The organism is Rahnella sikkimica, from assembly GCF_002951615.1.
Lineage (GTDB): Bacteria > Pseudomonadota > Gammaproteobacteria > Enterobacterales > Enterobacteriaceae > Rahnella > Rahnella sikkimica.
Genome location: NZ_CP019062.1, coordinates 1,084,205 through 1,106,500 on the forward strand (window position 1 = coordinate 1,084,205; position 22,296 = coordinate 1,106,500).

At 54.3% G+C, this 22,296-nt stretch carries 22 protein-coding genes; 14 read left to right on the forward strand and 8 right to left on the reverse strand.

Features of this window, described 5'->3' with window-relative positions; translation table 11 throughout:
• Positions 1–107 precede the first annotated feature (107 nt).
• The 3 genes from pncA to sppA all read right to left on the reverse strand — a co-directional run bounded on the left by pncA (position 108) and on the right by sppA (position 3,777).
• Positions 108–737 carry a bifunctional nicotinamidase/pyrazinamidase gene (gene pncA, locus BV494_RS05015; protein ID WP_104921853.1) on the reverse strand — a complete coding sequence of 210 codons (630 nt, stop codon included), beginning with the start codon at positions 735–737 and terminating at the stop codon, positions 108–110.
• 20 nt (positions 738–757) lie between these two features.
• Entirely contained in the window at positions 758–1,771 is a 1,014-nt protein-coding gene (ansA, locus tag BV494_RS05020) for an asparaginase (protein WP_104921854.1), read from the reverse strand.
• A 152-nt stretch (positions 1,772–1,923) separates the two neighbouring features.
• Positions 1,924–3,777, reverse strand: coding sequence for a signal peptide peptidase SppA (sppA, locus tag BV494_RS05025; RefSeq protein WP_104921855.1), 1,854 nt, complete (start codon positions 3,775–3,777; stop codon positions 1,924–1,926).
• A 179-nt stretch (positions 3,778–3,956) separates the two neighbouring features.
• Here sppA and BV494_RS05030 point away from each other — a divergent pair, with 179 nt between their 5' ends.
• From BV494_RS05030 to BV494_RS05040, 3 genes are all read left to right on the forward strand, one after another.
• Positions 3,957–4,508, forward strand: coding sequence for an NAD(P)H nitroreductase (locus tag BV494_RS05030; RefSeq protein ID WP_104921856.1), 552 nt, complete (start codon positions 3,957–3,959; stop codon positions 4,506–4,508).
• A gap of 237 nt (positions 4,509–4,745) precedes the next feature.
• Complete coding sequence (locus BV494_RS05035; RefSeq protein ID WP_192938077.1) at positions 4,746–6,692, forward strand: DNA topoisomerase III; 1,947 nt, start codon at positions 4,746–4,748, stop codon at positions 6,690–6,692.
• On the forward strand, positions 6,685–7,011 hold the full coding sequence (locus BV494_RS05040; protein ID WP_226790032.1) for a DUF1496 domain-containing protein: 327 nt from the start codon (positions 6,685–6,687) through the stop codon (positions 7,009–7,011). The genes BV494_RS05035 and BV494_RS05040 overlap by 8 nt, the downstream gene beginning before the upstream one ends.
• 80 nt (positions 7,012–7,091) lie before the next feature.
• Here BV494_RS05040 and BV494_RS05045 read toward each other — a convergent pair whose 3' ends face one another.
• Both BV494_RS05045 and xthA read right to left on the reverse strand, forming a co-directional pair.
• The gene (locus BV494_RS05045) at positions 7,092–7,484 is read right to left on the reverse strand and encodes a pyrimidine (deoxy)nucleoside triphosphate diphosphatase (RefSeq protein ID WP_104921857.1); all 393 of its coding nucleotides are present in this window, start codon (positions 7,482–7,484) and stop codon (positions 7,092–7,094) included.
• Positions 7,485–7,489: 5 nt separating this feature from the next.
• The gene (gene xthA / locus BV494_RS05050; RefSeq protein WP_104921858.1) at positions 7,490–8,299 is read right to left on the reverse strand and encodes an exodeoxyribonuclease III; all 810 of its coding nucleotides are present in this window, start codon (positions 8,297–8,299) and stop codon (positions 7,490–7,492) included.
• A 254-nt stretch (positions 8,300–8,553) separates the two neighbouring features.
• On the opposite strand from xthA, the gene tyrR reads away from it, so the two are divergent.
• Positions 8,554–10,128, forward strand: a complete 1,575-nt coding sequence (gene tyrR, locus BV494_RS05055; protein WP_104921859.1) for a transcriptional regulator TyrR — start codon at positions 8,554–8,556, stop codon at positions 10,126–10,128.
• 109 nt (positions 10,129–10,237) lie between these two features.
• Here the strand turns inward: tyrR and tpx are convergent, their stop codons facing one another.
• A complete protein-coding gene (gene tpx / locus BV494_RS05060; RefSeq protein WP_104921860.1) occupies positions 10,238–10,741 on the reverse strand; it encodes a thiol peroxidase in 504 nt (167 codons plus the stop codon).
• Positions 10,742–10,873: 132 nt separating this feature from the next.
• On the opposite strand from tpx, the gene ycjG reads away from it, so the two are divergent.
• Together ycjG and BV494_RS05070 are read left to right on the forward strand one after the other, a co-directional pair.
• Positions 10,874–11,851, forward strand: coding sequence for an L-Ala-D/L-Glu epimerase (ycjG, locus tag BV494_RS05065; RefSeq protein ID WP_104921861.1), 978 nt, complete (start codon positions 10,874–10,876; stop codon positions 11,849–11,851).
• A gap of 130 nt (positions 11,852–11,981) precedes the next feature.
• On the forward strand, positions 11,982–13,616 hold the full coding sequence (locus tag BV494_RS05070; RefSeq protein WP_104921862.1) for an ABC transporter substrate-binding protein: 1,635 nt from the start codon (positions 11,982–11,984) through the stop codon (positions 13,614–13,616).
• Positions 13,617–13,679: 63 nt separating this feature from the next.
• Here BV494_RS05070 and BV494_RS05075 read toward each other — a convergent pair whose 3' ends face one another.
• Positions 13,680–14,885 carry an MFS transporter gene (locus tag BV494_RS05075; RefSeq protein WP_104921863.1) on the reverse strand — a complete coding sequence of 402 codons (1,206 nt, stop codon included), beginning with the start codon at positions 14,883–14,885 and terminating at the stop codon, positions 13,680–13,682.
• Positions 14,886–14,997: 112 nt separating this feature from the next.
• On the opposite strand from BV494_RS05075, the gene BV494_RS05080 reads away from it, so the two are divergent.
• The 3 genes from BV494_RS05080 to BV494_RS05090 all read left to right on the forward strand — a co-directional run bounded on the left by BV494_RS05080 (position 14,998) and on the right by BV494_RS05090 (position 18,058).
• A complete protein-coding gene (locus tag BV494_RS05080) occupies positions 14,998–15,954 on the forward strand; it encodes a LysR family transcriptional regulator (RefSeq protein ID WP_104921864.1) in 957 nt (318 codons plus the stop codon).
• 158 nt (positions 15,955–16,112) lie between these two features.
• Positions 16,113–17,096 carry a zinc transporter ZntB gene (zntB, locus tag BV494_RS05085; RefSeq protein ID WP_104921865.1) on the forward strand — a complete coding sequence of 328 codons (984 nt, stop codon included), beginning with the start codon at positions 16,113–16,115 and terminating at the stop codon, positions 17,094–17,096.
• 284 nt (positions 17,097–17,380) lie between these two features.
• Positions 17,381–18,058 (forward strand): hypothetical protein, encoded by a 678-nt coding sequence (locus BV494_RS05090; protein WP_104921866.1) that lies wholly within the window; start codon positions 17,381–17,383, stop codon positions 18,056–18,058.
• Between the two features lie 58 nt (positions 18,059–18,116).
• Here BV494_RS05090 and ttcA read toward each other — a convergent pair whose 3' ends face one another.
• On the reverse strand, positions 18,117–19,043 hold the full coding sequence (ttcA, locus tag BV494_RS05095; RefSeq protein ID WP_192938078.1) for a tRNA 2-thiocytidine(32) synthetase TtcA: 927 nt from the start codon (positions 19,041–19,043) through the stop codon (positions 18,117–18,119).
• A gap of 233 nt (positions 19,044–19,276) precedes the next feature.
• On the opposite strand from ttcA, the gene BV494_RS05100 reads away from it, so the two are divergent.
• The 5 genes from BV494_RS05100 to BV494_RS05120 all read left to right on the forward strand — a co-directional run bounded on the left by BV494_RS05100 (position 19,277) and on the right by BV494_RS05120 (position 22,213).
• Positions 19,277–19,510, forward strand: coding sequence for a YgdI/YgdR family lipoprotein (locus tag BV494_RS05100; RefSeq protein WP_104921868.1), 234 nt, complete (start codon positions 19,277–19,279; stop codon positions 19,508–19,510).
• A 32-nt stretch (positions 19,511–19,542) separates the two neighbouring features.
• Positions 19,543–19,770 carry a YgdI/YgdR family lipoprotein gene (locus BV494_RS05105; protein WP_104921869.1) on the forward strand — a complete coding sequence of 76 codons (228 nt, stop codon included), beginning with the start codon at positions 19,543–19,545 and terminating at the stop codon, positions 19,768–19,770.
• Between the two features lie 133 nt (positions 19,771–19,903).
• Positions 19,904–20,248, forward strand: coding sequence for a TonB family protein (locus BV494_RS05110; RefSeq protein WP_104921870.1), 345 nt, complete (start codon positions 19,904–19,906; stop codon positions 20,246–20,248).
• Between the two features lie 141 nt (positions 20,249–20,389).
• Positions 20,390–20,815 carry a nucleoside triphosphatase NudI gene (gene nudI, locus BV494_RS05115; protein ID WP_104921871.1) on the forward strand — a complete coding sequence of 142 codons (426 nt, stop codon included), beginning with the start codon at positions 20,390–20,392 and terminating at the stop codon, positions 20,813–20,815.
• 75 nt (positions 20,816–20,890) lie between these two features.
• Positions 20,891–22,213 carry an alginate lyase family protein gene (locus BV494_RS05120; protein ID WP_104921872.1) on the forward strand — a complete coding sequence of 441 codons (1,323 nt, stop codon included), beginning with the start codon at positions 20,891–20,893 and terminating at the stop codon, positions 22,211–22,213.
• The last annotated feature ends 83 nt before the right edge of the window (positions 22,214–22,296 follow it).

Genomic DNA, 22,296 nt, shown 5'->3' on the forward strand with positions numbered 1-22,296 from the left:
CCGGAAAAGGACTCATCAGCCCCTTCGCGATGAGAACATGCAACCCGTCTTCATCAGATAAAAAGGCGCATAACGCGCCTTTTTATCTGATGAAGGTGAGGGGGGAATCAGCCGTTCAGTGCGGCCGCCGTGCCGATTTGCACCCCGGCCTCGCGCATCACTTCAATAGCTTCAGCACTGTCGTGAGGATCGATATTTACTCCGCGGCAGCCATCGGTCAGCAGCGTGACCTGATATCCTTGCGCCAGTGCGTCGAGCACCGTGAACTTCACGCAATAATCTGTCGCCAGACCCATCACGTAAAGATGCGAAATCTGCGCAGCCTTCAGCCAGCCGTTCAGCACGGTTTCGCCGCGGTGGCCGTTATCGAAGAAAGCGCTGTAACTGTCTGTTTCTGCATCTGTGCCTTTTTGCACCACAAAATCCAAAAGACGGGTATTCAGAGACGGATGAAACTCAGCGCCCGGTTCCTGCTGGACGCAGTGAACCGGCCACCAGACTTGCGGCAACCCGTTCAGTTCGCCCAGAGTCCAGGCATCCTGATGCGAATTCGCGGCAAAGCTTTTGTGTCCGGCAGGGTGCCAGTCTTGCGATGCCACCACGGGAATATCGCGGCTTTTACACCACGACATCATCTGATTGGCGACGGCAATGGTCGCTTCTCCGTCTTTCACGGCGAGCGCGCCACCGTGACAAAAATCGTTTTGCAAATCGACCAGTAACAACGCAGATTTCATATCGCCTCTTATTCGGTCAATTATTCCGTCAGTTCGCCACGCAGATTCTGCTGCATCAGTTCGCGGATCTCTTCCGGCGTATGCGACTGGCTGAGCAGGTAATGCAGCTTGGTCAGCGCGGCTTCCACCGTCATATCAAATCCGCTGATCACGCCGGAATGTGCCAGCGCATTACCCGTTGCGTAACCGCCCATGTTGACGCGCCCGGAAATACATTGCGTCAGATTCACCACCACAATGCCGCGCTCCGAAGCCTCTTTCAGCACTTTCAGCAAATCGCCTTTTTGTGGTGCATTGCCGACGCCGTAAGAGCGCAGGATCAGCGCTTTCACCGGCTGCATCAGAAAGTTTTGCACAACTTCAGCGGAAATTCCGGGGTAAATGGTTACCACGCCGATGGGCTGCGGGGTGATGTGATGCACTTTCAGCGTCGCGGCCGGGACGACTGGCAGTGACGGGGTGGACAGGCGGCGGATATGAATGCCGGCTTCCAGCAGCGGGGAAAGATTGGGTGACGCAAAGGCATCAAAACCGTCGGCGTGGGCTTTGGTGCTGCGGTTGCCGCGATAAAGACGGTTGTTGAAGAACAGGGTGACTTCGTTAACCGGATGATTCGCCGCGATGTACAGCGAGTTCAGCAGGTTGATCTGGCCATCAGAGCGCAGGGCTTCCAGCGGGATTTGTGAACCCGTAACGATTACCGGTTTGCTGAGATTTTCCAGCATGAAGGACAGCGCAGAAGCCGTGAAAGCCATGGTGTCGGTGCCATGCAGGATCACAAAACCGTCGTACTCGTCGTAATGCGCCTGAATGTCGTCGGCGATGTGCTGCCAGTCTTCCGGGGTCATGTCGGAAGAATCCATCAGTGGCGCGTATTCCTTAATCGTAAATTCAGGCATTTCAGGGCGATGGAATTCAGGCATCAGCGCCAGCTGGCGTTGTAAATGGCCGGATACAGGAATGTAACCCTGCTCAGAACGCTGCATACCGATGGTGCCGCCGGTGTAGGCAACGTAAATAGATTTTTTAGTCATCGAAGATGTTCTTTTTTAGAAAGGTGAAAGCCACTGCGCTAAGTATAAAGGCTTCGCCGCCGCTGTCCCACCCAAAAAGCGCCGCACCATAAAAAAGCCCGGCGTTCTCTGGGAGAAGCGCCGGGCGGATTTTCATGCTTTAACTAAAGCGATTACTTCACGTCACCACACGTCAGGCAAAGTGCGTAACGGTTTTGCGGATCATTCATGTTGCTGAACAGGTCAGCCTGCGATTTCAGCTCCATCGCCATTTTGCTCACCGGGGCAGGCAGATAGGCCTGAATAGCCGCTGGCAGCATGGCGTGAACCGACACGCTGACCTGAGAGAACAACATATCGCTCAGGCTCGGCTCGCTGACGAACCAGTTCAGCTGCCATTTCGGCAGTTTTGCCAGATCCGCAGCTTTCTTCACGGCGTCATCGAAATCACCCAGTTCATCCACCAGGCCATTGGCCTTGGCGTCAGAACCAATCCAGACGTGACCTTGTGCAATCTGATCAATCTGCTCCGGCGTTTTATGGCGGGAATCCGCCACCAGTCCGAGGAAGGTTTTATACCCATTCTCGATGTTCAGCTGCATCATCTGCGAGAACTCTGGCGGCAACGCTTTGGTCGATGCAATATCGGCCAGCGGAGAGGTTGCCACGCCATCGGTATGCACACCGGCGTAATCAAGCGTGTTTTGATACGTGTTGATCACACCAAAAATACCGATGGAACCGGTCAGCGTGCTCGGGCTGGCGATGATGTAGTTGGCTGGCGTTGAAATCCAGTAACCGCCGGAAGCCGCCATGCCACCCATCGAAACCACCACCGGTTTGCCTGCCGCTTTCGCCGCCGCCAGTTCTGAGCGGATCACTTCAGAGGCGCTGACGCTGCCGCCAGGGCTGTTAACGCGTAACACAATCGCTTTCACTTTCGGATCCAGACGGGCATCGCGAATTTGCTGTGCGGTGGTATCGCCACCCACGGCACCCGGTTGCTCTTCGCCGTCATTGATGGCGCCTGTCGCGAAGATCACGGCGATTTGCGGATCGTTACTATCCGGTTTTGGCTTCGGCGAATAATCGTAAATGCTGGTGTAGTTAAAGTCTTTGGTGGTTTTATTCCAGCCAAACGCTTTTACCATGTCATTGTCCGCTTCAGTACGCGACGCCAGAGAATCCACCAGTTTGGCTTTCAGCGCGTATTGCGCCATGTCGCCGCCGGTAGCCTGCATGCCCGCAAGAATCCCCGCAGCGCCCGGGAATAGCTGCTCGGGTGTAATCTGACGGTTGGCTGACACGGTATTCAGATAGTTATTCCATAAGCCACCAATCCAGCGGCTGTCCGCCTCACGGGCCGCAGGGGACATATCATCACGGATCAGCGGTTCAACGGCGGATTTATATGTCCCGACGCGGAAGATATTGGTGGTGACTTTCAGCTTATCCAGCAGTGATTTGTAGTAAAGGTTATTGGTGGCAAAACCGTGCAAATCGACCGCGCCCTGCGGCGACAGATAGATTTTGTTGGCGTAGCTCGCCAGATAATATTGCGACTGATTGTAGCTGTCGCCGATGGCGTAAATCGGTTTACCGGCATCACGGAATTCGCGTAATGCTTTACCGATATACTGCATGGATGACTGATCGGTGCCGGTGAAATCAGTCAGCTGCAACACAATGCCGGTAACGTTTTTGTCATCTTTGGCGGAACGGATAGTATCCACCAGATCAAACAGGGAGTTTTCCTGCAACCGGCTGCTGGATGTCCCCAGAAGCTCGCGACCCCACTGGCGGACTTTATTGTTCACGGAAGGTTTATCCACCACCGAGCCGCTCAGATCGACCAGCAGTGCGCCTTTCGTGGTTTCAACAGGTTTATCCTGCACGGCATACCAGATGCCAACGCCGGCCAGAATGATCAGAATAAGAAATACGTTGAGAATGAATTCTCTGACGAAATTAAGAAGACGCCAGGTCCACTTAAAAAAACCGGCGATAATTCGCCACAATGTGCGCATGGTCTCTCCAATAAGACGGTTAAGTCTCGCTATCCTAATGACCTGCCGGAGAAATGTCAGCTTTAAATCATTTCAGAATTTGGCGGTGATGCATTATCCCAAAGCCCGTCAGAGGTTGGAAAAAAGCGTTGTGCCTATGTTAACGTAAGGTAAATAGCAATTATTCTCAGGAGATTAAAATGGACGCACTGGATTTGTTACTCAACCGCCGTTCTGCATCCCGTCTGGCGGCTCCCGCACCGGCAGGGCAAGCGCTGCAAAATATCATCAACGCGGGTATGCGTGCGCCGGACCACGGTGCGCTCCAGCCGTGGCGCTTCGTGATTGCAGAAAATGATGGCCTGACGCGTTTCAGTGAACTGCTGCGTGCGGCGGCCATCAAAGACGGCGCGGACGAAAAAGCCGTTGAGAAAGCCACACAGGCTCCGCTTCGCGCACCGCAAATCGTCACCGTGATTGCGGCCTGTAAAGAAAGCCCGAAAGTGCCGCAGTGGGAACAGTTATTGTCAGCCGGTTGCGCGGTGCAGGCGATGCAAATGGCGGCGCTGGCGCAGGGGTTCAACGGCATCTGGCGCACCGGCGCGTGGACCGATCATCCTGATGTCCGCAAAGCGTTCAATTGCGGTGAAAACGATAAAATCGTTGGTTTCCTTTATCTCGGCACGCCACAGCTCAAGACCAGTTTGCAGATCATTCCTGTCGATAGCAGCCCGTTCGTCAGCTATCTTTAATTCGCAAACCCGTTCACCGATTGACCGGTTTTTATCAGCACTTTCTGATTAAACCGGTTTTTCGCTGCGTTTGTGAGCGACCGCCATCGCGGATGTCTCTCTCCATCTTACTAATTGCGTCGCCAGCGGCTAACATAGCCCCCTCTGGATGATGAGGGCGTTGTGAATGAAGGATGGGACGATGGAAATTTTTGTAGCGATCACACTCGCGGTCACACTTCAGGTCGGTGCGGTCTGATGCGTCTGTTTATTGCCGAAAAACCCAGCCTTGCCCGCGCTATTGCGGATGTTCTGCCAAAGCCTCATCGCCGCGGCGACGGTTATATTGCCTGCGGTAACGATCAGGTCGTGACCTGGTGCGTCGGTCACTTACTGGAGCAGGCGCAGCCGGATGCCTATGACAGCCGCTATGCGCGCTGGGCGCTGGTTGACTTACCGATCATCCCCATAAAATGGCAGCTTCAGCCGCGTCCTTCCGTCGCCAAACAACTTAATGTCATCAAACGTCTTCTGCTTGAGGCCTCTCAGGTCGTCCACGCGGGTGACCCGGATCGCGAAGGGCAACTGCTGGTGGATGAAGTGCTGGATTATCTGGAACTGACGCCGGAAAAACGCCACGCCACCCAACGTTGTCTGATTAACGATCTCAATCCGCAGGCCGTCGAACGCGCCATTGAACGCCTGCGCGACAACCGCGATTTTATTCCGCTGTGCGTTTCAGCCCTGGCCCGCGCCCGCGCTGACTGGCTTTACGGCATCAACATGACCCGCGCCTATACGATTTTAGGGCGCAATGCCGGATACAACGGCGTGCTTTCCGTGGGCCGTGTGCAAACGCCGGTGCTCGGGCTGGTGGTGCGACGTGACGAAGAAATCGAAAACTTTGTGGCGAAAGACTTCTTCGAAGTGAAAGCGCATATCGTCACACCTGCCGAAGAACGTTTTATCGCGCTCTGGCAGCCGAGTGAGTCCTGCGAGCCTTATCAGGATGAAGAAGGGCGATTGCTGCACCGTCCGCTGGCCGATCACGTGGTGGCGCGCATTGCCGGACAACCGGCGATGGTCACCGGGTATAACGACAAACGCGAAAATGACATCGCGCCGCTGCCGTTCTCGTTATCCACATTGCAGATTGAAGGATCAAAAGCTTTCAATCTGAGCGCGCAGCAAATCCTGGATATCTGCCAGAAACTCTACGAAACGCACAAATTGATTACATATCCGCGTTCGGATTGCCGATACCTGCCAGAAGAACATTTTGCCGGGCGTCACGCGGTGCTGAATGCCATCGGCGTTCACCGCCCGGATTTAATGCCGCAGCCGGTGGTCGATACCGATTTGCGTAACCGTTGCTGGGACGACAAAAAAGTCGATGCGCACCATGCGATTATCCCGACGGCGCGCAGCAGCAACGTCAACCTGAGCGACGACGAGCGCAAAATTTACGGTCTGGTGGCGCGTCAGTATCTGATGCAGTTTTGTCCGGACGCGGTTTACCGCAAATGCGTTATCGATCTGGATATCGCGGGCGGAAAATTTATTGCTAAAGCCCGTTTTCTGGCCGAAGCGGGCTGGCGCACACTGCTCGGCAGTAAAGAGCGTGACGAAGAAAACGAAGGCACGCCGCTGCCGGTGGTGGCGAAGGGCGACGAATTACTGTGTGAACGGGGTGAGGTTGTCGAGCGCCAGACACAGCCGCCGCGCCCGTTTACCGATGCGACGCTGCTTTCCGCGATGACCGGTATTGCGCGTTTTGTGCAGGATAAAGAACTGAAGAAAATTCTGCGTGCCACGGACGGATTGGGCACCGAAGCGACGCGCGCCGGGATTATCGAACTCCTGTTCCGCCGCGAGTTTTTATACAAAAAAGGGCGCTATATCCATTCCAGCGATACAGGCCGCGCACTGATTCACTCGCTGCCGGACATTGCCGCGCGGCCAGATATGACCGCTGACTGGGAATCCACGCTGACGCGTATCAGTGAAAAAAGCTGCCGCTACCAGGATTTCATGGAACCGCTGGTCGCCACGTTGCAGAACCTCATCATTCAGGCCAAAACGAACCGGGTGTCTTCGGCATTCCGCAGCCTGCCTTCTAAGCCTGCTGCGGCGGCGAAAGGCAAAAGCGCACCTAAACGGCGTAAAGCCAGCCCCAAAGGGAAGGAAGTAAACAGTGATGAATAACGTACTGATGAATAAGAAGTGGATGCATAAAGCGCTGATGGCGTTATTAGTCAGTTCGTCATTGCTGGCGGCTCCGGCAATGGCGCAAGGTTACGGCAACGGCGCGGACGTCGTGGTACCGCTTCCGCCGCAAATCTGGGAAAACAGCGGCAACAGCAATAACAACAGCGCGCCGACCTGCCATAACTGCTGCATCTACAATAATCAGAGTTACAGCGAAGGTGCGGTAGTCACGGCGGACAGCGTGGTGTTGCAATGCTCGCGCGACCCGAACGTGGTCGGCACCAATGAACTGAAGTGGGAAGTGCTGAAGAAATAGCCCGGTTCTGACCAGCAAAAAGGCGCGGAAACAGTCACCTGTCCGCGCCTTTTTTTATGGAGAAACGTTAGCCGCCGCCGTTACTGATATGCGCGCAGATAGGCGTCAATCAGCGGGATATCCGCCGGTGCCAGTTCATAGGAACGAACCTTTTCTGGCGCAACCCAGCAAAATTCCGAGTGACACTGTAACGAAATCGTTCCTGTGAAACCGCTGACACGCCAGCCATGCAGGCGGATCAGGCGCTCCGGCTGGCGCAGTTCGCTGGTGGCGACAAAACCGGCAACCTGCGCGGTGATGTTCATCTCTTCGTGTAACTCACGCACCAGCGCGTCGGGCTGACTTTCCCCGGCTTCCACTTTCCCGCCGGGGAATTCCCACAAACCGGCCTGATCGCTGCTGGCATCGCGCCGGGCGAGGAGTAATTTCCCCTCTCGTTCAATCAGCGCGGCGACCACATCAATCGTTTTCATCTGCGTTACTTCAGGTCGAACGTTGCCCAGATTGGCGCATGGTCAGACGGTTTTTCCATGCCACGGATATCGTAATCGATACCGGTCGCCAGACAGCGTTTAGCCAGCGGCGTGCTCGCCAGGATCAGGTCGATACGCAGACCGCGGTTTTCGTCAAAGCCGCGCGAACGGTAGTCAAACCACGAGAATTTATCGGTCGCTTCCGGGTTTGCTGCGCGGAATGTGTCAACGAGTCCCCAGCCTTTCAGGCGTTCCATCCATTCGCGTTCTTCCGGCAGGAAAGAACATTTACCGGTGCGCAGCCAGCGTTTACGGCTGTCTTCGCCGATACCGATATCCAGATCGGTCGGGCTGATATTCACATCGCCCATCACAACCACCGGATTATTCACCGACAAACTGGTGTTCAGATAATCCTGCAAATCGCGGTAGAACTTCTCTTTGGCCGGGAATTTGGTCGGATGGTCGCGGCTTTCACCTTGCGGGAAATACCCGTTGATGACCGTCAGAATGCCCTGCGGCGTTTCAATGTCGGCCATAATAATGCGGCGCTGGGAGTCTTCATCGTCTCCCGGGAAACCACGGCGTACAGCCACCGGCTCCTGTTTGGTCAGCATAGCCACGCCGTAATGGCCTTTCTGACCATGATAAAACACGTGATAGCCATACTGGCTGACATCTTCCAGCGGGAACATGTCGTCATGAACCTTAGTTTCCTGCAAACCGATCACGTCAGGCTGATGCTGTTCAATAATGGCGGCGAGTTGGTGCGGACGCGCGCGCAATCCGTTGATATTAAAGGAGACGAACTTCATAGTCGGGAACCATTTGGCGATGAAATCAGAAGGGCGATAGTAGCAGAAAAAGGGGCAGATGGCGAAACCGTCCGCCCTGAAATTGGCAGCAGAAATCACTGCAAAAGCAAAAGGTTTACCCGATCATTGTGGCAAACGGATTTCCACCCGATAATTATTTTGTCAACTTTTCGTGACAGTGTCTTCTTCCCGTGTACATGAAAGAGTATTATCCCCCCAGCGATTTCCGCACCGGCAGAAAAAGGTCAACACTGATGCGTCTGGAAGTTTTTTGCGAAGACCGCCTGGGGCTCACCCGGGAACTACTCGATTTACTGGTTTTACGCAGTATTGATTTACGCGGTATCGAGATTGCCTCGATTGGCCGCATTTACCTTAATTTTTCCCAACTGGATTTTGATACTTTTCGTGCCCTGATGGCAGAAATCCGCCGCATCGACGGCGTGACGGATGTTCGTACCGTTTCGTTCATGCCTTCTGAACGTGAACATCGCGCCCTGCGTGCGTTGCTGGTTTCCATGCCGGAACCGGTTTTCTCCATTGATATGAAAGGCAAAGTAGAGCAGGCCAACCCGGCGGCAATGGCGTTGTTTGAACTCGATGAAGAGAAAATCCGTAACGTGACGGCGGCAAACCTGATCACCGGTTACAACGTCACGCGCTGGCTGGAAAGCGATAATGCCCAGCCGCATTCCGAGCGAATTGTCATCCGCAGTCAGGATTTCCTGATGGATCTCACGCCGATCCACATTGAGGATGAAAACGAAAAAGGCGGAATCGCCGGAGCCGTGGTCATGCTCAAATCGGCCGCCCGCATGGGACGCCAGTTGCAGGATCTGACGGTCAACGACGACAGCGAATTCGACCACATTGTTGCGGTGAGCACCAAAATGCGCCATGTGCTGGATCAGGCGCGCAAACTGGCGATGCTGGACGCGCCGTTGCTGATTGTCGGCGATACCGGCACCGGTAAAGATTTGCTGGCGCACGCCTGCCACCTGCGCAGTGCGCGCGGCAAAAAGCCGTTCCTCGGCCTCAACTGTGCTTCGCTGCCGGATGATGTCGTCGAAAGTGAGCTGTTTGGTTATGCCGCTGGCGCATATCCGAATGCCCTGGAAGGCAAAAAAGGTTTCTTTGAACAGGCCAACGGTGGCTCAGTGCTGCTTGATGAAATCGGCGAAATGTCGCCGAGAATGCAGATTAAGTTGCTGCGTTTTCTCAATGACGGCACGTTCCGCCGGGTCGGCGAAGAGCATGAAGTGAAAGTCGATGTGCGCGTGATGTGCGCCACGCAGAAGAATCTGGTGGAACTGGTTCAGCGCGGAGAATTCCGTGAAGACCTGTATTACCGTCTGAACGTGCTCAGCCTGACACTGCCACCGCTGCGCGATCGTCCGGCGGACGTCATGCCGCTGACTGAATTGTTTGTAGCGCGTTTCTCCGATGAACAGGGAATGCCGCGGCCGAAACTGTCCTCGCAGCTGGCAAATTATCTGACGCATTACGGCTGGCCGGGCAACGTCCGTCAGCTTAAAAACGCCATTTACCGTGCGCTCACGCAGCTTGAAGGCGGCGAGCTTCGCCCGCAAGACATCGTTCTGCCAGACTTTGATGCCGAAGTAACGATTGGCGAAGAAGCACTGAACGGCTCGCTCGACGACATCAGCAAACGCTTCGAACGTTCGGTGCTGACCCGTCTTTATCGTACTTATCCAAGCACGCGAAAACTGGCGAAACGTCTGGGCGTCTCGCACACGGCGATTGCCAATAAACTGCGCGAATACGGCCTCAGCGCCCGTCGCGGTGAAACCGGCGAAAGCGAAGAGTAATGCTTTCCGGTCAGTAAATTCTTTCTTCAAAAAGAACCCATAAAAAAGCAACGGACTGAGCCGTTGCTTTTTTTTCGCCTGTCATCCGCAGATGACAAAACTCAGATCATTATTTCAGGACTGCCAGCGCAGACTCGTAGTCCGGTTCGGTGGTAATTTCGTTCACCAGCTCGCTGTACAGCACGTTGTCCTGACCATCCAGAACAACAACGGCACGCGCCGTCAGGCCAGCCAGTGCGCCATCGGTGATTGCTACGCCGTATTCAGATTTGAAATCACCGCCACGCAGGGTGGACAGCGTAATGACATTGCTCAGGCCTTCTGCGCCGCAGAAACGGGACTGCGCGAAAGGCAGGTCAGCGGAGATACACAGCACCACGGTGTTGTCGATTTCGCTGGCCAGCTGGTTGAATTTACGCACAGACGTGGCGCAAACGCCGGTATCAATGCTTGGGAAAATGTTCAGAACTTTACGTTTACCCGCGAAGCTGCTCAGGCTGACATCAGAGAGATCTTTAGCGACCAGGCTGAAAGGCTTGGCGGCGTCGCCTTTTTGTGGGATTTTGCCAGCAACGGATACCGGGTTGCTCTGAAAGTGTACTGTCTGGGTCATGATTATTTCCTATGGACATTGGAGTCAAACGGCTTTCAGTTTAGGGTAACAATTGTAGATTGGATATATATTAAATGCTAAATACTTGTATATCTTATATATGCCCGTTTGAGTATATACCGAGGAGTCGCTATGAGAAGTGTCCGCTTTTATCCGGAAGCCTGGCCGTTGCATACGGCCTTTGTGATCTCGCGCGGCAGCCGCACGGAAGCGCGCGTAGTCACTGTCGAAATCGAAGAAAAGGGCATTCGTGGCGTGGGAGAATGCACGCCGTATCCCCGTTATGACGAAAGCGAAACCTCGGTGATGGCGCAAATTGCCAGCGCCGTCACGGCGATTGAACAGGGCGCAACCCGCGAACAGTTGCAACATTTGCTCCCCGCCGGAGCCGCCCGGAATGCGCTGGACTCTGCGTTATGGAATCTTGAAACACAGCTGACAGGCCAGACGCTCTGGCAGCTCACAGGCACCCTACCGCTGGCGTCAATCAGCATGGCGCAAACCGTCAGTATCGGCACGCCGGAAGAGATGGCGGAAGCCGCACTCGCGCTGCAACAAAAGGGCGCAACGCTGCTGAAAATTAAACTCGATGACCGGCTGATTGCCGAACGTCTGGTCGCTGTCCGCGCCGCCGTGCCCAAGGCGTCCCTGATTGTGGACGCCAATGAAGCGTGGCAAAGCGACGGGCTGGCGGCACGCTGCCAGTTGCTGGCCGATCTCGGCATTCTGATGCTCGAACAGCCGCTGCCTGCGGGCGAAGATTCCGCGCTGGAGAATTTCATCCATCCCCTGCCAATTTGTGCCGACGAAAGTTGCCATACGATTGAAGGGCTTCCGGCGCTGAAAGGGCGTTATGAGATGGTGAATATCAAACTCGATAAAACCGGCGGGCTGACGGGCGCACTGCGGCTGGCGCAGGCGGCGTACGCGCAGGGCTTTGAAGTCATGCTTGGCTGCATGTTATGCACCTCGCGCGCGGTGCGTGCGGCGCTTCCGCTGACGGCGGGCGCGAAGTTCATCGATCTCGATGGCCCGACCTGGCTGGCGCAGGACGTTGAGCCTGCGATGAAGTTTCACTGCGGCGGAATCGACATCGCCGGTTCTGAATAATTTTCCGTTTATTGAAGTCGTTTTGTGCGCGAAGGCAAATCTGTAACGATTTCCTGTAGGGGATTACGGTAACAAATGATAAAACTCCTGAATATTTCAGGGCCTTGGCCTTATGTGTTCAGGAGAATTTATGCCGCAGGGAAAATCGTTTCCTCTCTTATCCTATTCCGCCTGTGCTGCGCTGGTGGCACTGATTTCTGGTCAGGCCGTGGCTGCGCAGGTTCCCGCCGGTACGCAACTTGCTGCCAAACAGGAAATCGTCCGTCATATCAAAGATGAACCCGCCTCGCTGGATCCGGCAAAAGTCGTCGGCCTGCCTGAAGCGCAGGTGGCGCGTGACGTGTTCGAAGGTCTGGTGAATCAGGACGCTAACGGGAAAAGCATTCCCGGCGTCGCCGAAAGCTGGCAGAACCAGAACAATCAGGTTTTCCTGTTCACATTGCGGAAAGACGCCAGATGGTCGAATGGCGACCCGGTGACGGCGCAGGATTTCGTTTACAGCTGGCAGCGACTGGTGGATCCGAAAAGCTTATCAACCGGTTCATGGTTCGCGGCGCTGGCCGGAATTTCCAACGCTGACGCGATTATTGCCGGGAAAATGCCGGTCGATAAGCTCGGTGTTACCGCCATCAGCCCGACGCAGCTGCGCGTCACGCTCGACCGTCCGGTGCCGTTTTTTGTCAGCCTGCTGGCGAACTTCAGCCTGTTTCCCGTGCATAAAGCCACGGTGGAAAAATTTGGCGATGACTGGACCAAGCCCGGTAATCTGGTAGGCAACGGTGCGTATGTGCTGAAAGAGCGCGTCGTGAACGAAAAACTGGTGCTGGAGCCGAACCCGAATTACTGGGATCACGCGCATACCGTGCTGACGAAAGTGACCTTTGTGCCAATCAATAAAGAATCCAACGCGACAAAACGCTATCTCGCCAACGACATTGATATCACCGAATCTTTCCCGAAAGATCAGTACAAAAAACTGATGCACGATATTCCGGGGCAGGTCTATACGCCGTATCAGCTCGGCACCTATTATTACGCGTTCAACACCCGCCGCGCGCCGACCGACGACGCCCGCGTGCGTCTGGCGCTGTCACTGAGTATTGACCGCACAGTGATTGCCGAAAAAGTGCTGGGCACCGGCGAAAAACCGGCCTGGCATTTTACGCCTGACGTCACCAACGGTTTCAAAGCAACGAAAAGTGAAATGCAGGATTACTCGCAGGAAGAGCTGAACGCGCAGGCGAAAGCACTGCTGGCGACGGCGGGCTATGGCCCGAATAAACCGCTACATCTGACCTTGCTGTACAACACCTCAGAGAGCCATCAGAAGATTGCGATCGCGGTGGCCTCGATGTGGAAAAAGAATCTGGGCGCGGAGGTGAAACTGGTTAACCAGGAATGGAAAACCTATATCGACAGCCGCAATACCGGCAATTTCGATGTGATCCGTGCATCCTGGGTCGGCGATTACAACGAGGCGTCAACGTTCCTTTCCCTGCTGACGTCCACGCACAACGGCAACATCAGCAAATTCAGCAGCGCCGAATATGACAAAGTGATTGCCGACGCCAGCCGTGAAACCAACGACGCGCGCCGTAATGACGACTACAACAAGGCCGAGCAAATCATCGCCAGCCAGGCACCGATTGCACCGATTTATCAGTACACCAATGGCCGTTTGATCAAACCGTGGGTGAAAGGCTATCCGATCACCAATCCCGAAGACGTCGCTTACAGCCAGGAAATGTACATTATTAAGCACTGATCTTCGCTGTCCTCACCAAATGCAAAAGCGCCAGTCACGGCGCTTTTTGTTTTTAGCTTACGGTCAGCTTTTACGGCTGAACAAACGGACCAGCAGGGCGGCGGCGGCGGCAACGGTAGCCAGCAGAACCACACCCGTCCAGCCACCGGTTTCCAGCGCTTTACTGCCCAGCGCGGCACCGGCGGACATCCCGATAAATACCACGGTAAACAGCAGGGCGTTCAGCCTGCCGCGCGCCGCCGGTTCAAGGCCGTAAACCAGCGTCTGATGGGCAACCAGCGTGGCCTGAATGCCTAAGTCAAAACCGATGGCACTCGCCACAATCAGCGCAAGTTGCGCATGGGGCGATAACAGCGGCAGCAGGAACATGGCGGCGAACGACACCATCACCAGCGCTGAGCCCATTTGTGTCACCCGCGCCGGGCCTTTTTTATCGGCTAATGCGCCTGCCAGCGGAGCCGCCAAAGCACCGGCCGCACCGGCCAGCCCGAAAGCCCCCGCCACCGCGCTACCCAGATGGAACGTATCGTTAAGCATAATCGCCAGCGTTGACCAGAAAGCGCTGAACGCAACCGACAGCAAACCCTGAGCCAGCGCCGCGTGACGCAGCGTTTTATAGTGCTTCCACAAACCGAACATAGAGTGCAGCAGGCGGGCATAGCTGATGCGGGTATCCGGCGTAAACCGTGGCAGAACCCGCCACAGCGCAAAACCAATCAGCGCCACGCTCACTGCCGCCAGCTGATACATTACCCGCCAGCCAAAATATTCCGCTACAAAGCCGCTGACCACGCGGGAAAGCAAAATCCCGACCAGCAAACCGGTCATCACCGTTCCGACCGTTTTCCCGCGCTGCGCCGCCGGAGCCAGATGCGCGGAAGCGGGCACGATATCCTGTGCCATCGTTGCACCTATGCCGGTGATCAGGCTGGCGACCAGTAAGCCATGAATGCCCGGCACAAAACCACACAGCAGCAGCGCAACGGCCAGCAAAATACTCTTGAGCAGAATAATCGTCCGGCGGTCATGACGGTCGCCGAGCGGAATTAAAAACAGAATGCCCAGCGCATAACCGGCCTGCGTCAGCGTCGGGATCAGCCCGACCGACGTGGTGCTGGCTTGCAAGTTTCCGCCCATAATGCCGAGCATCGGCTGGCTGTAGTAAATCGATGCCACGCTCAGACCGGCACCGGCGGCCAGGGTAAAAATAATTTTGCCGGAAAGCGCCGGTTCAGCCGTTGTTGCAGAGGTTTGGGTCATGTCGGACATGATATTTTCCTGATGAAGACGTGCGTTGTTCGGAGGTCATGGCACGCATTCTTCACCCGAACGGTTATAAGTGGTAGCCTGCACAAAGGTAAAACTGTTATACGCGAGGCGTATGAATACACCACTCACCAGCGGTATCGACCGTATCGACTTAATGCAGACCTTTGTCCGTATTGTTGAAAGCGGCAGTCTTTCTGCCGCCGCCGCCCAGCTCAACACCAGCCAGCCCACGGTCAGCCGCCGTTTGCAGTCGCTGGAGAAAATGCTGGGTGCGCGACTGATCCTCCGCACCACGCACGCCATGAAACTGACCGACGACGGCGAACGCTGTTATGCGCAGGCCAAATTATTGCTCGAACGCTGGGCGTCGCTGGAAGATCAGTTGCACGGCGCGGGGGATGAACCGGTGGGCATTCTGCGCGTGCGTGCGCCCCATGCATTCGGGCAGGATCAGCTGATCGGGCCGCTGACGCGCTATTTGCAGCAATATCCGAACCTGACGGTGGACTGGATGCTTAATGACCGCACGCCGGATTTTCTCTCTGAAGATATCGACTGTGCGATTCAGGTCGGAAATGTCGCGGATCCGTCGATGGTGGCGGTGCTACTCGCAGAAGTACCGCGTATCGTGATCGCCACACCTGAACTACTGCAACAATATCCGGTGACACAGGTCAGTGAACTGGCAAATTTGCCGTGGGTCGCGCTCAGCACTTTTTACCGCAACGACGTGACGTTGCGCCACGATGCCGACGGCAGAATGGAAAGTTGCACGATTGCGCCGCGCCTGGCGACAGACAGCTTATACGCCGTGCGCAAGGCCGTGCTTTCCGGGCTGGGCGCAGGCATTGTGTCAGCATGGGTGGTACAAGAAGATCTCGCGCAAGGGCATTTGCAACGCGTCTTACCCGGCTGGAACGCGCTGCCGTTGCCTGTTTATCTGGTGTATCCGTATTCCAGCTACTATCCGGCGCGTCTGCGCAAATTTCTGGCCGTGATGCGCAGCGTTATGCCGGATTTGGCCGAAATGCAGGCTCCGGGCAGCCAGAAATACTCTGGAAAATCGTGAAACAGTATAACGGGCGCTGTTTACATTTTTCACGCCCACTCATGGCATGATCGCTTCAGGATATTGTGGTGAAGGGTTTTCACCTGAGTTGTGTTTTGGAACTTCAAGCACTTAACGCTAAACTTAGAAAAGATAACGCAGAAAAAGCGAGGAACATCGTGGAAGTGATAAAGGGAAAAGAACTACAGGTTGCTGACGCCGTTTACGCTTTACAGATGAACGGTGAGGGCGGTGTGAACGCAATCAGCCCGCAATGCGTGGCGAGCGATGAAAAGCCGTGCTGGCTGCATCTGGATTACACACGACCTGAAAGCGAAAGGTGGATCAGTAATACGCCAGTGCTGCCCGACACCGTGCGTGAAGCGCTGGCCGGTGACAGCGTGCGGCCAAAAGTGGTGCGCGTCGGCGAGGGGACATTAATCACCCTGCGCAGCATCAATCTGAATGCGGATTCGAGGCCCGATCAACTGGTCACCGTTCGCGTTTATCTTACCGATAAAATTATCGTCTCGACCCGTCACCGCAAAGTGTCTTCGATGGAAGAGATGATCAGCGATATGCAAAGCGGCAGCGGGCCTAAAAATACCGGCAGATGGCTGGTGGAAACCTGCGATGCGCTGACCGATCACACCAGCGATTTCATCGAAGACCTGCACGACAAAATCATTGATATCGAAGATGATCTGATGGAACAACAGGTGCCGGAGCGCGGCCAGATGGCGTTGCTGCGCAAACAGCTGATCGTCCTGCGCCGTTATATGGCGCCGCAGCGTGATGTCTTCTCGCGTCTGGCCAGCGAACGTTTGCCGTGGATGAACGACGACGACCGCCGCCTGATGCAGGAAATCTCCGATCGTCTCGGGCGCGGGCTCGACGATCTGGATGGCAGCATTGCGCGGACTGCGGTGCTCTCCGATGAAATCAGCTCGCTGATGGCCGATTCCCTGAACCGCCGTACCTATACCATGTCGATGCTGGCGATGATTTTCCTGCCAACGACCTTCCTGACCGGCCTCTTTGGCGTGAACCTCGGTGGGATCCCCGGCAATACGTCGCCTCTGGGTTTTGGTGTTTTCTGCGGATTTCTGATGCTGCTGGGGGTTGTGGTCGCGTGGTGGCTCAAGAAAAGTCGCTGGCTGTAATGCGTTAACTGACTGAAAAAAAGCAAAAAAAAGCCGGTCATAAGACCGGCGTCGTTCGAATTAAATTGTGCTATGCATTAATTCTAAAAATTTGGAAATAAGACAATATGGAGCACAACGCCCATCGCTTGACGTTGCATTCACCTGCGAAATAGATACTGCACTCAATCAACGGTTCTAATGTTGATTTCGCTCAATCTTTTTTGAGGTTTATGCCCTGCAAGGTGCATCCGAAGGCACTTTTGCCCGTATGATCCCATTCTTTGAATACTCAGGAGTTTGTCTTGCATGCAGCAGCAATGATTCAAAAAGCGTATGACGATGCGACCCGAAGAACGCTGGATGAATGGAATGCGCACCCGGATACGGGCGTTATCCGCACGGAACCTTTCTATCATCCCACCCGTCTGGCGATCACCAGCGGTAACCGCGCCGGGCCAACAATGGCAGGGCTGTTATCGGCACTGGAAACCGCCGCGAAGGGCGATCCGCTGGCCGACGTCGCACCGCCAACCGGGATGCATTTCACCTTTTTTTGCATGACGCAGGCGCTGTATGACAAACCGGAAGATGCAGAAGGGATGGCGGAATTAACCGGGATTTTCAGAAAGCATTGTGACGGGCATATCATGCACATTCAGGATTTGCGGCTGATTGCGTTGCCGGATCAGTTACTGCTGGCCGGATTTCCTGATGAACAAAGCCAGCGCGTGAGGCAGTTGCTGGTGAATGATTTGATGAAAACGCCGTGGGCAGAAAAAATCAGAGAGCGGTTTCCTCGGACTGAAATCCCGCAGGTGTTCTGGCACAGCACACTGCTGCGTTACAGCGCACAATACTTACCGGAACCGCTGCGCGTCTGGTTTCGGGATAATCAGCATAAAAGCTTCGGGTCGCTCAGCCTGCCGGTGAAACTGGTAATGACCAACTACAACTGGACTGAAACGCTCACGCTGGCCTGAAAAGCAAAAAGCCCGCATCAGCGCGGGCTCTTCAAATCAGCAACGACCAGACGAAATCTTACTTAATTTCCAGCACGTTCAGACGTTCAACCGGCGTCGCCGTTTCGTCGTCTTCCGGCTGCCAGCCCACAGGCTGCATCGGGATATCTTCACGGTCAAACGCCAGATCACCGCCATCCACCACTTCGCTGCCATGTTTAATCCCTTTAAAATCAAAAAGATTCATGTCGTTAAGATGTGAAGGCACCACGTTTTGCATTGCGCTGAACATGGTTTCGATACGGCCAGGGTATTTTTTATCCCAGTCGTTGAGCATGTCGCCGATCACCTGACGTTGCAGGTTTGGCTGCGAACCGCACAGGTTGCACGGGATAATCGGGTATTCGCGCGCTATTGCAAAACGCTCAATATCTTTCTCACGGCAATACGCCAGAGGGCGGATCACGATGTGTTTACCGTCGTCGCTCATCAGTTTTGGTGGCATACCTTTCAGTTTGCCGCCATAAAACATATTGAGGAACAGCGTTTGCAGAATGTCGTCGCGATGATGGCCGAGGGCGATTTTGGTACAACCCAGCTCAGTCGCGGTGCGGTACAAAATCCCGCGACGCAGACGTGAACACAGAGAGCAGGTGGTTTTACCTTCCGGGATTTTGTCTTTCACGATGGCATACGTGTCTTCGGTGACAATCTTGTATTCCACGCCCAGCTTTTCCAGATATTCCGGCAGGATATGCGCCGGGAAGCCCGGTTGTTTCTGGTCAAGATTGACCGCAATCAGTGAAAAATTCACCGGTGCGCTTTTTTGTAAATTGCCCAGGATTTCCAGCATGGTGTAGCTGTCTTTACCACCGGACAGGCAAACCATAATGCGGTCGCCTTCTTCGATCATACCGAAGTCACCGATCGCTTTACCCACTTCACGACGCAGGCGCTTTTGCAGCTTATCGATGTTGTATTTTTCTTTCTGAATTGGATTGGTCACAAAATTCTCTTTCGCAAAAATCGCGGCGCGCAGGCCGCCAGTGTCTATGCGCAGTAGGGTACGGATTTTGCTGCGTCCTGTCAGTTGGATTTTAGTGAAAATCGGCTTTTTTATGCCCTGAAAACGCGCTCAGCAACCCGGCTTTGCATCAAATACAGATGTTTCTCAATGAATACCTTGGGATCGTCGCTACGCTTAGGGTGTTAATTGTTCAGTTATTTAAGAGGGAAAATATGAAGAACAACAAAATTATTGCCGCGTCGCTGGCTGCGGTCTCTATTTTATTCGTCGCCGGGTGTGCGTCGAATCAGGCCATTAAAACCACGGACGGAAAAACCATTGTCACGGACGGGAAGCCTCAGGTTGACAGCGATACCGGGCTGGTATCGTACAAAAATGCTGAGACAGGAAAGACTGAGCAGATTAACCGCGATCAGGTTAAAAACATGAGCGAACTGGATAACTGAGTTGCTCAAAAACCGGTATACAGGAGATAAAGATGAACAGGACTTTGCTTTTGCCTTTAGCCGCATTAATCAGTGTTGCCGCCTTAACGGGCTGCACACGCACGAGTTATGCCATTCAGACCAATGACGCAAGAACCATTATCAGCGACGGTAAACCAAAAGAAGCGCCGACCGGATTGCTTGAATTTACTGATGCCAATGGTGTGAAACAGCAGATCAACAAATCTGACGTGAAGCAGGTAACAGAGTTACCTAAATAACTCGGTGTTTCATTTTCTTTCTAAAAACCTGCTGATATGGCAGGTTTTTTTATGTGAACCGTGGAGAAACGTACTGGTAGCGATATCAGGATTACCTTATTATGATAATAATTATCATTAACGTGGGGTGGTTATGTTCTGGCGTCTTCTTCTTTGTGGCGTATTTGCCTTTGCTCTCAGTGCCTGCACGACGAATCAGGGGGCTGAAAAACCCCGTTTAATCCGCTCTGCAACACCCGCTTATCCCTATTATGCCATGCATAATAAAATCGAAGGCAAGGTGGTGACAGAGTTTGATGTGGATGCGGAGGGCAAAGTCAGCCAGATGCGCATTCTGCAATCGGATCCTCAGCATCTCTTTGATGATTCAGTGATAACTGCGGTCAGTTACTGGCGTTTCGAGCGGAATAAACCCTATAAAAACATGCAGAAAAACTTTGTCTTCAAAATGTCGCCTGACAGACAAGGTCTGTTCTGACAGAGGATAGCCGCTCCTGCGGCTTTTTTGCGCAGCATCTCTCAACTCTTCCCGACATCCGCCACAGCACCCCACAGATTATGGTATTTTTTACCGCGCACATTTTTTTCAAAACAAAGTCTCAAAACAAGGAAAGTCATCATGCGTCAAAGAACCATCGTTTGTCCGTTGATTGAACATGAGGGAACGTACCTGCTGTGTAAAATGGCCTCAGGCCGCGGCGTTTTTCCCGGCCAGTGGGCGCTTTCTGGCGGAGGAATGGAACCGGGAGAAACCGTTGAGCAGGCATTGCTGCGCGAAGTGCGCGAAGAGTTAGGCGAAGCGCTGGAACTGACGCACATCACGCCGTGGACGTTCCGCGATGATATCCGCGTGAAGACGTATGCGGACGGCACTAAAGAAGAAATCTACATGATTTACCTGATTTTCACCTGTCAGGCGAAAAACACGGTGATTACCCTTAATGAAGAATTTGAAACATATGCCTGGGTGCGCAAGGAAGATCTTCCGGGGTACGATTTAAATGAAGCGACGCGAATTACGCTAAAACAGCGCGGGCTGATTTAACGGTAAAGATGTGGATCTGCGTTCAGGTTTGCCCGTTGTCTTCAGTGCGCAAAAAACACCGTATCGGGAGAAAACATGACGTTATTGCTGTGCCGAAATTCTGATGTTCGAAAAGTGACGACTGCCATCGCGTTATTGCTGGCTTCCTCCGCCGTGCTGGCGAATACACAACCCGCCTTCCTCAATACCGCGCAGTTAAACGTGATACGCCAGCAGTTGCATGACAACACCGCGGCGCCGCAAACGGCGGATGCCTATCATTATTTACTGGCGGCGGCAGATTCCGCGCTGAAGAAACCCAATCTCAGTGTGACCGATAAAGGCATGACGCCGCCCTCCGGTTCGAAACACGATTACCTTAGCCTGAGTGCTTACTGGTGGCCGGATGACAACCAAGCAGACGGTTTGCCGTGGATACGTAAAGACGGGCACGTCAATCCGGCCAGCAAAAACGATCAGAGTGACGGCGTGCGTCTGGCGGATTTCACCGCGCGCGTGCAAAACCTGACGCTGGCCTGGTATTTCTCCGGTGAGCAGAAGTATGCCGATAAAGCCGCCAGCCTGCTGCGTGCGTGGTTTATCACGCCGGAAACGCGCATGAACCCGAATCTTAATTTCGCGCAGGGCGTGCCGGGGATTTCTGCGGGACGAAATGCCGGTGTGCTGGACGGAAGATATTTCTCCACGCGCATTGTGGATTCTCTGGTTTTGCTGCACGGGAATAAAGCCTGGACGGACAATGACGAACAACAAATCCGCGTCTGGATGCAGGATTATCTGACCTGGCTTCAGGGCAGTAAAATCGCCGAAAAAGAAGGGCGCACGCAGAATAATCACGGCAACTGGTATGTCACGCAGGTCTCCGGCATTGCGTGGTATCTCGGTGATAAAGCGGTGATCCGCGATATGGCGACGCTGATGAAAAGTAAGCTGGATATCCAGCTTAAACCCGATGGCACCCAGCCTGCTGAACTGGCGCGCACACGTTCTTTCCATTACAGCTATTTCAATTTGCAGGCTATCAGCATGATGGCGGTGCTGGCGCAGAAAAATGGCATCGATCTCTGGCATTACCAAACCCCGCAAGGCGGCGGGCTTTTGACCTCGCTGGATTTTATGGCGCGCTACACCGATCCCGCCGTGCCGTGGCCGTATAAAACCATCGACCAGATCCGCGTGCGGCCAGTGCCGCTGCTTTCGTGGGCGGATAACGGCACCGGCGATAAACGTTACGAACAGCAGATCCGCCGCGCCACCTTTAACCTGCCGCCAGCGGGTAAACCGGCTTCGGGTGGATATCATGAGGACGTGACGCGCGGCGCAGTGATGGAGGCTGAGCGCGAGACGTGGTTGTTATCGTTACCGTCGTATGCAAAGGGGTACGTTCACTTGCCGTGAGGGCGGGATCGGGACCGAGAAAATTTCGGTTTTTCATGTGCGGTGATCGCTTAGCGGCTGGCGCCGAAACCGCCCGCCGCGAT

Bases quoted from the DNA above. Each gene is read 5' to 3' on its own strand.
- ansA (WP_104921854.1), bottom strand. From the start codon at position 1,771: ATGACTAAAAAATCTATTTACGTTGCCTACACCGGCGGCACCATCGGT.
- pncA (WP_104921853.1), bottom strand. From the start codon at position 737: ATGAAATCTGCGTTGTTACTGGTCGATTTGCAAAACGATTTTTGTCAC.
- BV494_RS05100 (WP_104921868.1), top strand. From the start codon at position 19,277: ATGAAGAACAACAAAATTATTGCCGCGTCGCTGGCTGCGGTCTCTATT.
- xthA (WP_104921858.1), bottom strand. From the start codon at position 8,299: ATGAAGTTCGTCTCCTTTAATATCAACGGATTGCGCGCGCGTCCGCAC.
- tpx (WP_104921860.1), bottom strand. From the start codon at position 10,741: ATGACCCAGACAGTACACTTTCAGAGCAACCCGGTATCCGTTGCTGGC.
- sppA (WP_104921855.1), bottom strand. From the start codon at position 3,777: ATGCGCACATTGTGGCGAATTATCGCCGGTTTTTTTAAGTGGACCTGG.
- BV494_RS05045 (WP_104921857.1), bottom strand. From the start codon at position 7,484: ATGAAAACGATTGATGTGGTCGCCGCGCTGATTGAACGAGAGGGGAAA.
- BV494_RS05035 (WP_192938077.1), top strand. From the start codon at position 4,746: ATGCGTCTGTTTATTGCCGAAAAACCCAGCCTTGCCCGCGCTATTGCG.
- nudI (WP_104921871.1), top strand. From the start codon at position 20,390: ATGCGTCAAAGAACCATCGTTTGTCCGTTGATTGAACATGAGGGAACG.
- BV494_RS05075 (WP_104921863.1), bottom strand. From the start codon at position 14,885: ATGTCCGACATGACCCAAACCTCTGCAACAACGGCTGAACCGGCGCTT.
- BV494_RS05040 (WP_226790032.1), top strand. From the start codon at position 6,685: ATGAATAACGTACTGATGAATAAGAAGTGGATGCATAAAGCGCTGATG.
- BV494_RS05105 (WP_104921869.1), top strand. From the start codon at position 19,543: ATGAACAGGACTTTGCTTTTGCCTTTAGCCGCATTAATCAGTGTTGCC.
- BV494_RS05110 (WP_104921870.1), top strand. From the start codon at position 19,904: ATGTTCTGGCGTCTTCTTCTTTGTGGCGTATTTGCCTTTGCTCTCAGT.
- tyrR (WP_104921859.1), top strand. From the start codon at position 8,554: ATGCGTCTGGAAGTTTTTTGCGAAGACCGCCTGGGGCTCACCCGGGAA.
- BV494_RS05030 (WP_104921856.1), top strand. From the start codon at position 3,957: ATGGACGCACTGGATTTGTTACTCAACCGCCGTTCTGCATCCCGTCTG.
- ycjG (WP_104921861.1), top strand. From the start codon at position 10,874: ATGAGAAGTGTCCGCTTTTATCCGGAAGCCTGGCCGTTGCATACGGCC.
- BV494_RS05070 (WP_104921862.1), top strand. From the start codon at position 11,982: ATGCCGCAGGGAAAATCGTTTCCTCTCTTATCCTATTCCGCCTGTGCT.
- BV494_RS05080 (WP_104921864.1), top strand. From the start codon at position 14,998: ATGAATACACCACTCACCAGCGGTATCGACCGTATCGACTTAATGCAG.
- BV494_RS05120 (WP_104921872.1), top strand. From the start codon at position 20,891: ATGACGTTATTGCTGTGCCGAAATTCTGATGTTCGAAAAGTGACGACT.